General features: G+C 68.9%; 1 protein-coding gene. It reads left to right on the top strand.

What is annotated here, in order from left to right; translation table 11 throughout:
- Positions 1–151 precede the first annotated feature (151 nt).
- Positions 152–1,834 (top strand): energy-dependent translational throttle protein EttA, encoded by a 1,683-nt coding sequence (gene ettA, locus HMPREF3105_RS03810; protein ID WP_070708808.1) that lies wholly within the window; start codon positions 152–154, stop codon positions 1,832–1,834.
- Positions 1,835–1,894: the final 60 nt, after the last annotated feature.

Raw genomic sequence — 1,894 nt, 5'->3', positions numbered from 1 at the left:
CCGGACGAGTCGGACGCGGGCGCCCCCGAGCGCGAGCCGGCGGCGGCCGGCGTCGCCTGACCACGGGGCGGCACGGAGGGGGAGCGGGCTCGGTGGTCGCGGGATCGGCACGATGAGTGGAATCCCGCGGCCACCGACTAGCCTGGGCCGCATGGCGGAATTCATCTACACGATGGTCAAGGCCCGCAAGAAGGTGGGCGACAAACTGATCCTGGACGACGTCACCATGTCGTTCTACCCCGGGGCGAAGATCGGCATGGTCGGCCCCAACGGCGCCGGCAAGTCGACGATCCTGAAGATCATGGCCGGGCTGGACGAGCCCTCGAACGGCGAGGCGCGGCTCTCTCCCGGCTACTCGGTGGGCATCCTGATGCAGGAGCCCAAGCTGGACGAGTCCAAGACCGTGCTCGAGAACGTCCAGGAGGGCGTCGGCGAGATCTACGGCAAGATCCAGCGCTACAACCAGATCTCCGAGGAGATGGCGAACCCGGACGCGGACTTCGACGCCCTCATGGAGGAGATGGGCGAACTGCAGTCCGCCATCGACGCCGCGGACGCGTGGGACATCGACTCCCAGCTCGAGCAGGCGATGGACGCCCTGCGCACGCCCCCGGGGGACGAGCCGGTCACAAACCTCTCCGGTGGCGAGAAGCGCCGCGTCGCGCTGTGCAAGCTGCTGTTGGAGAAGCCGGACCTCCTCCTGCTCGACGAGCCCACCAACCACCTGGACGCCGAGTCCGTGCTGTGGCTCGAGCAGCACCTGGCCTCCTACCCGGGCGCCGTCATCGCCGTCACCCACGACCGGTACTTCCTCGACCACGTCGCGGAGTGGATCGCGGAGGTCGACCGCGGCCCCCTCTACCCGTACGAGGGCAACTACTCCACCTACCTGGAGACCAAGCGCGCCCGCCTCGAGGTGCAGGGCAAGAAGGACGCCAAGCTCGCCAAGCGCCTGGCCGATGAGCTCGACTGGGTCCGCTCCAACACGAAGGGCCGCCAGGCGAAGTCCAAGGCCCGCCTGGCCCGCTACGAGGAGATGGCGGCCGAGGCCGAGAAGACCCGCAAGCTGGACTTCGAGGAGATCCAGATCCCGCCGGGCCCGCGCCTGGGCACCGTCGTGATCGAGGCCAAGGACCTGAAGAAGGGCTTCGGGGACCGCGTCCTCATCGACGGCCTGTCCTTCTCCCTGCCCCGCAACGGCATCGTCGGCGTGATCGGCCCGAACGGCGTCGGCAAGACCACCCTGTTCAAGACCATCGTCGGTCTCGAGCCCCTGGACGGCGGCGAGCTGAAGATCGGCGAGACCGTGAAGATCTCGTACGTGGACCAGTCCCGCTCCAACATCGACCCCGAGAAGTCGCTGTGGGAGGTCGTCTCGGACGGCCTGGACTACATCAAGGTCGGCAACGTCGAGATGCCCTCGCGCGCCTACGTGTCCGCGTTCGGCTTCAAGGGCCCGGACCAGCAGAAGAAGGCCGGCGTGCTCTCCGGCGGTGAGCGCAACCGCCTGAACCTGGCCCTGACCCTCAAGGAGGGCGGCAACCTGCTGCTCCTCGACGAGCCCACCAACGACCTCGACGTGGAGACCCTGACCTCCCTCGAGAACGCGCTGCTCGAGTTCCCGGGCTGCGCCGTCGTCGTCTCGCACGACCGCTGGTTCCTGGACCGCGTGGCCACCCACATGCTGGCCTACGAGGGCACCGCGGAGGACCCGGCCAACTGGTACTGGTACGAGGGCAACTTCGAGTCCTACGAGGCCAACAAGGTCGATCGGCTCGGCCCCGAGGCCGCCCGCCCGCACCGGATGACGCACCGCAAGCTCACGCGCGACTGAGCCGACGCGCCCCCGGGCGCCGCGCCGACGACGGCCCGGCCCGGACAGGTGTTCGCGCGT

Source organism: Micrococcus sp. HMSC31B01 (assembly GCF_001816085.1).
Lineage (GTDB): Bacteria > Actinomycetota > Actinomycetes > Actinomycetales > Micrococcaceae > Micrococcus > Micrococcus luteus.
This window is presented reverse-complemented; position numbering and strand designations above follow the sequence as displayed.